This window comes from Lacticaseibacillus suilingensis, from assembly GCF_016861845.1.
In the GTDB taxonomy this organism is placed as follows: Bacteria; Bacillota; Bacilli; order Lactobacillales; family Lactobacillaceae; genus Lacticaseibacillus; species Lacticaseibacillus suilingensis.
Window position 1 is genome coordinate 1 of record NZ_BOLV01000024.1, and the last position, 4,783, is coordinate 4,783.

General features: G+C 54.2%; 4 protein-coding genes. All 4 read right to left on the reverse strand.

The genetic code is table 11. The features are described from left to right. Window positions 1-363 precede the first annotated feature (363 nt). Entirely contained in the window at window positions 364-1,851 is a 1,488-nt protein-coding gene (gene lysS, locus JUF11_RS11685; protein WP_236000583.1) for a lysine--tRNA ligase, read from the reverse strand. Window positions 1,852-1,915: 64 nt separating this feature from the next. Beyond that, window positions 1,916-2,932 carry a tRNA dihydrouridine synthase DusB gene (gene dusB / locus JUF11_RS11690; protein ID WP_204119728.1) on the reverse strand — a complete coding sequence of 339 codons (1,017 nt, stop codon included), beginning with the start codon at window positions 2,930-2,932 and terminating at the stop codon, window positions 1,916-1,918. Next, window positions 2,922-3,821: an Hsp33 family molecular chaperone HslO gene (gene hslO, locus JUF11_RS11695; protein WP_125579513.1), complete on the reverse strand. Its 900-nt coding sequence runs from the start codon at window positions 3,819-3,821 to the stop codon at window positions 2,922-2,924. Before hslO ends, dusB begins: the two co-directional genes overlap by 11 nt. A 175-nt stretch (window positions 3,822-3,996) precedes the next feature. Then, complete coding sequence (locus JUF11_RS11700; RefSeq protein ID WP_204119729.1) at window positions 3,997-4,548, reverse strand: hypothetical protein; 552 nt, start codon at window positions 4,546-4,548, stop codon at window positions 3,997-3,999. Window positions 4,549-4,783 lie beyond the last annotated feature (235 nt).

Here is a 4,783-nt window from a genome sequence, read left to right on the forward strand (position 1 = left end):
TCTTCGATTTACATCGAAAAGCCCTATCACATTTACGAAACTTTGTTCAGTTTTCAAAGGACTACCTTGTCCAAAAGGCAACTATGAAATCTTACCACCACGCTTGAAAGCCGTCAACTGAAAATTATCAGTCGTGTGGCTTAAAAACCGCCGTGATTGCCTTGACAACGGTATTTATCATATCAGCAGAACCGCACAGCGTCAACAAAATTTTCAACCTTTTGCAGTTTCCGAACGAGCATTAAAAGCATCAAATTTTCGTTTGCCTTTTATGCGAATTAGGCCCACTTTTTACGGTATGACCAGTACCCAATGTTCAGGCAACAAAAAAGGCCTCCAAACAAAGGAGACCTACTTTGACCATTACGGCCGCATAGTTGGAAACAAAAGCACATCACGAATAGACGCGGCATCGGTCAAAAGCATGACCAACCGATCAATCCCAATACCCAGGCCCCCAGTTGGTGGCATGCCGTATTCCAGGGCTTCAACATAATCATTGTCGATGGGCTGGGCTTCGTCATTACCACTGGCCTTTTCAGCCGCTTGGGCTTCAAACCGGGCTTTTTGATCAATGGGATCATTCAGTTCGGTAAAGGCGTTGCCGTATTCATTGCCGTGCATGAAGAGTTCAAAGCGATCCACAAAGCGCGGATCCTTTTGACTCTTCTTGGCCAGCGGCGACACTTCGATCGGATGACCATAGACAAAGGTTGGCTGGGTCAAAGTTGGTTCAACGAATTCTTCGAAGAACGCATTAATGATATGGCCCGTCTTCCAGAAAGCTTCATAGTGCACGCCTTTTTCGTCGGCGAGCTGCTTGGCCGCTTCATCGGTCATCGGCTCCCAGAAATCGATGCCGGTTTCCGCCTTAATGGCGTCCACCATGTGCACCCGCTTAAATGGCGCATCCAAATCAATAGCTTGACCTTGATAGGAAATAGCGCCGGTACCTAAGACTTTGTGGGCCACAAACCGGAATAAACCTTCCGTTTCGTTCATGACATCGCTGAGATCCCAGTACGCGGCATAAGTTTCCAATTCGGTGAATTCTGGGTTGTGCTTGGTGTCCAAGCCTTCATTCCGGAACACTCGGCCGATTTCATAAACCCGTTCCATGCCGCCCACAATCAGCCGCTTCAAGTGTAGCTCCAAGGCAATGCGCAGGAACAAGTCGATGTCCAAAGCGTTGTGATGCGTGATAAATGGCCGCGCATTCGCGCCACCGGCAGAAGTATGCAGCACAGGGGTTTCGACTTCAAGAAAGCCCAGGTTGTCCAGGTACTCGCGCACCGCACTGACGATTTTACTGCGCTTGACGAAACGGTCGAAACTGTCTGGGTTGGCAATCAGGTCCAGATACCGCTGACGGTAAATCTGTTCCACATTCGTCAAACCGTGATACTTATCTGGCAGTGGCCGCAGTGCCTTGCTCAAGAAGGTCAGGTGCGTGGCGCGCACGGTCAACTCGCCAGCATCGGTTTTCATCATGTCGCCGGCCACACCGATGAAGTCACCTAAATCGGCTTTTTTGAAAATCTTGTAGTTTTCCTCGCCGACGACATCACGGCGCGCATAGATTTGGATCCGGCCCGAGCGATCACGCAGATCCGCAAAGCCGACCTTGCCCTTGCCGCGTTTGGCCATCATCCGGCCTGCAATCACGACTTCGACGGGATTAGCCGCCAAGTCATCCTTATCGATGCCGTCATAAGCGTCATGCAACTGCTGGGTTAAATGGGTGCGATCAAAGCGGTGACCAAATGGATCGATGCCATCCGCCTTGAGCGCCTCCATCTTTTGGCGCCGCGCGATCATCTGATCGTTTAATTCATTTTGTTCCTTAGCCAACGTTATTCCTCCGTTTCATGTCCACTAGCCATTTTGCCAATCTCCTAGGAAAAAAGCAACCGCGTTACCCGGCGGCTTTGGCTTTTTGGCGGGCTTCGGTTTCTTCGACGAAGCGGTCAAAAATATCGTCGACTTCTCGCTCAGTGTCCACGCTCATCGCCGCTGCTTTGGTGCGGGCGGCGCGCGGAATACCCTTCAGGTAATAAGCCGCTTGACTGCGGAATTCCCGCACGGCCTGACCTTCGCCTTTCAAATCGACCAACCGATGAAGCTGGAGCTTGGCCGTGGTGATTTTTTCGCGCGGGGTTGGCTCTGGCAGCAGTTCCCCAGTGCGCAGATAAGTCTCGACGCCTTTGAGCATCCAAGGATTGCCCAGCGCCGCGCGGCCGATCATCACGGCATCGGCGCCGACTTCTTCCAGCATTCGCTTAGCGTCTTCCGGCGTGCGCACATCCCCGTTGCCCATAAACGGAATGTGCAGTTGCTCCTTGACCGTTTTCAAAATATTCCAGTCGGCATGGCCGGTATACAGCTGCTTCCGGGTCCGACCGTGCATGGCCAAAGCAGAAGCCCCGGCGCGCTCGGCTGCCAAAGCGTTCTCTACCGCGTAAATATGGTCAGAATCCCAGCCGGTCCGCATTTTCACCGTCACCGGTTTGTGGACAGCATCCACCACCGCGGCCACCATTTCGTAAACCTTGTTCGGATCGAGCAACCAGTGCGCGCCAGCGTCGGTTTTGGTCACTTTCGGCACTGGGCAGCCCATGTTGATGTCGATAATGTCGGCTTCGGTGTTTTGGTCAATAAACTTGGCCGCATTGACCAGGGTTTCTTTGGTGCCACCGAAAATCTGAATGGAAATGGGATGCTCGCGGGGATCCACGAACAGCATGCTCAAGGTCTTCTTATTGTGATACATGATCCCCCGGTCGGAGATCATTTCACACACCACCAACCCGGCGCCAAATTCCTTGGCGGTCACGCGAAAGGCGGCATTGGTGATGCCGGCCATCGGCGCCACCACAACGCGATTCGGAATCGTCACGTCACCGATTTGCCATTCTAAGGGCTTAGTTGTCATTCTTCTCATCCTTTGCTTTCAGCATTGCCTTTAACTCATCTTCTGAATACTGATACTTCGCGCCGCAAAATTTGCAGACGGCTTCGGCGCCGTGATCTTCTTCAATCATGGCTTTAAGGTCCCGCCGCGGCGTGGTGGCGATGATTGCGCCAAAATGGGCCTTGCTGCAGGTGCAGGCAAACGCCACGGGCTTGGCCGCCACTTGTTTCACCGGAATATCGCCCATCGCGCGCTGCGCAATTTGCAGCGGGGTCAGCCCTTGCCGCAGCATCTCTGAGGTCAGGGGCAGGGTTTTGACACTGGTTTCCACCGCGGCCAGCTCAGCGTCTTTGGCGCCAGGCAGCGCTTGAATCATAAACCCACCTGCGACTTGAATGGAATTGTCGGCATTGACAAACACCGATAACCCCACTGCCGCCGGGATTTGCTCGGACTGGGCCAAATAATACGTGAAGTCTTCCCCGAGTTCGCCCGAAACCAGCGGCACTTGGCCAGTAAACGGCTCGCCGAGGCCGAGATCTTTGGTCACCGCCAGCAGCCCTTGATGGCCCACCGCGCGGCCGACGTCAATTTTGCCGACGACATTAAGGGGCAAAGTGACATGCGGATGCTCAATGTAACCACGCACCGTGCCATGGCTGGTGCCATCCACCACCATGCCGCCGACCGGGCCGTCGCCTTTCAGTCGCACCGTTAGCAAATCGCGGTCATCTTTCAGACCCGCTGCAGAGAGCAAAAGTGTCGCCACCAGAGTCCGCCCTAACGCCGCCGAAGCCGCGCTCCAGGTATCATGACGACGCTGGGCTTCTGCCACCACGCCGCTTGCATCGACGGCGAAGACGCGAAACGCCCCGTCTTTTGAAACTGCTGTGATCAATTGATCTGCCATTTTCAGCTCTCTCCTTTGCCTCATAAACGCAAGTATCATACCAGAAAGTCTGCGCTGATGCCACCCGGTGCCAATGGATCAACGCTTGCATGGACAGCGCCGCCGGCAGTACGGCCAGCCTTTTTCATCATTGGCAGAATCAAAAAAGCGCTCCGCAGAACGCTTCTGACCACTGCTAATTCCATAGTAAAGCGAACAGACAACTGAGCATGAAAAAGCCCTGCGCCGCAATCAAATACTTGGCCGTGCCCATCAGTTGCGCGACATAGCGGCCGTCAGCGTGAAGCCCCAGCGCCTGATAGTCCTCGGCGCGGCGGTGCTTCAGATTGGCGGTGGCCATCAGCTGGCGCCGCTCAAAATTGCGCCACGCAATCGTGGCCCAAATGCCCAAAGCCAAAGCAATCAACCATATGTACCAACTATAATAAGTGCCATTCCAACCACTGGCTTCGGCGATAAAGGCCCCACACCCAGCCGCGGCGAACAGGCCGGTGAGTCCGAGCACTCGCAACCAGCGACTGAGGCTGGGCAAATACTGCGGCTCTTGGCCACTCAGCGCTGTCATCACTTTCAGGCGCTGCACCCAGCGCGCCGTCAGGGTCGCCTTTGCCTCAGCAGTCGGCCGGCTTTTCAGTAGATCATGGCGGACAAAACCATAAATCAATAGCGCCAAAAGCCCAAGCGCATCCGCCCCATAAATCATCACACTGGCATAATCTTCAAACATCCTCGTCACGCTCCCTCTCTGTTTCAACCTTTCAAGCATAGCGATGACCCTTGGGCGAGGCGTGGTGATTGTGTGTGAATCTTGCGGCCAGGACGTGAAGTTTTTGTGAAAGACAAAAAAACAGCCCTCACTAGGAAGGCTGCTTTGGGCATTACGCCGACGGATCGTCGTCATGCTTTTGATCATCTGCTGGCTTGTCCGCCTCATCCTTGGACGAGGTTGGCTTAGCCGGTGT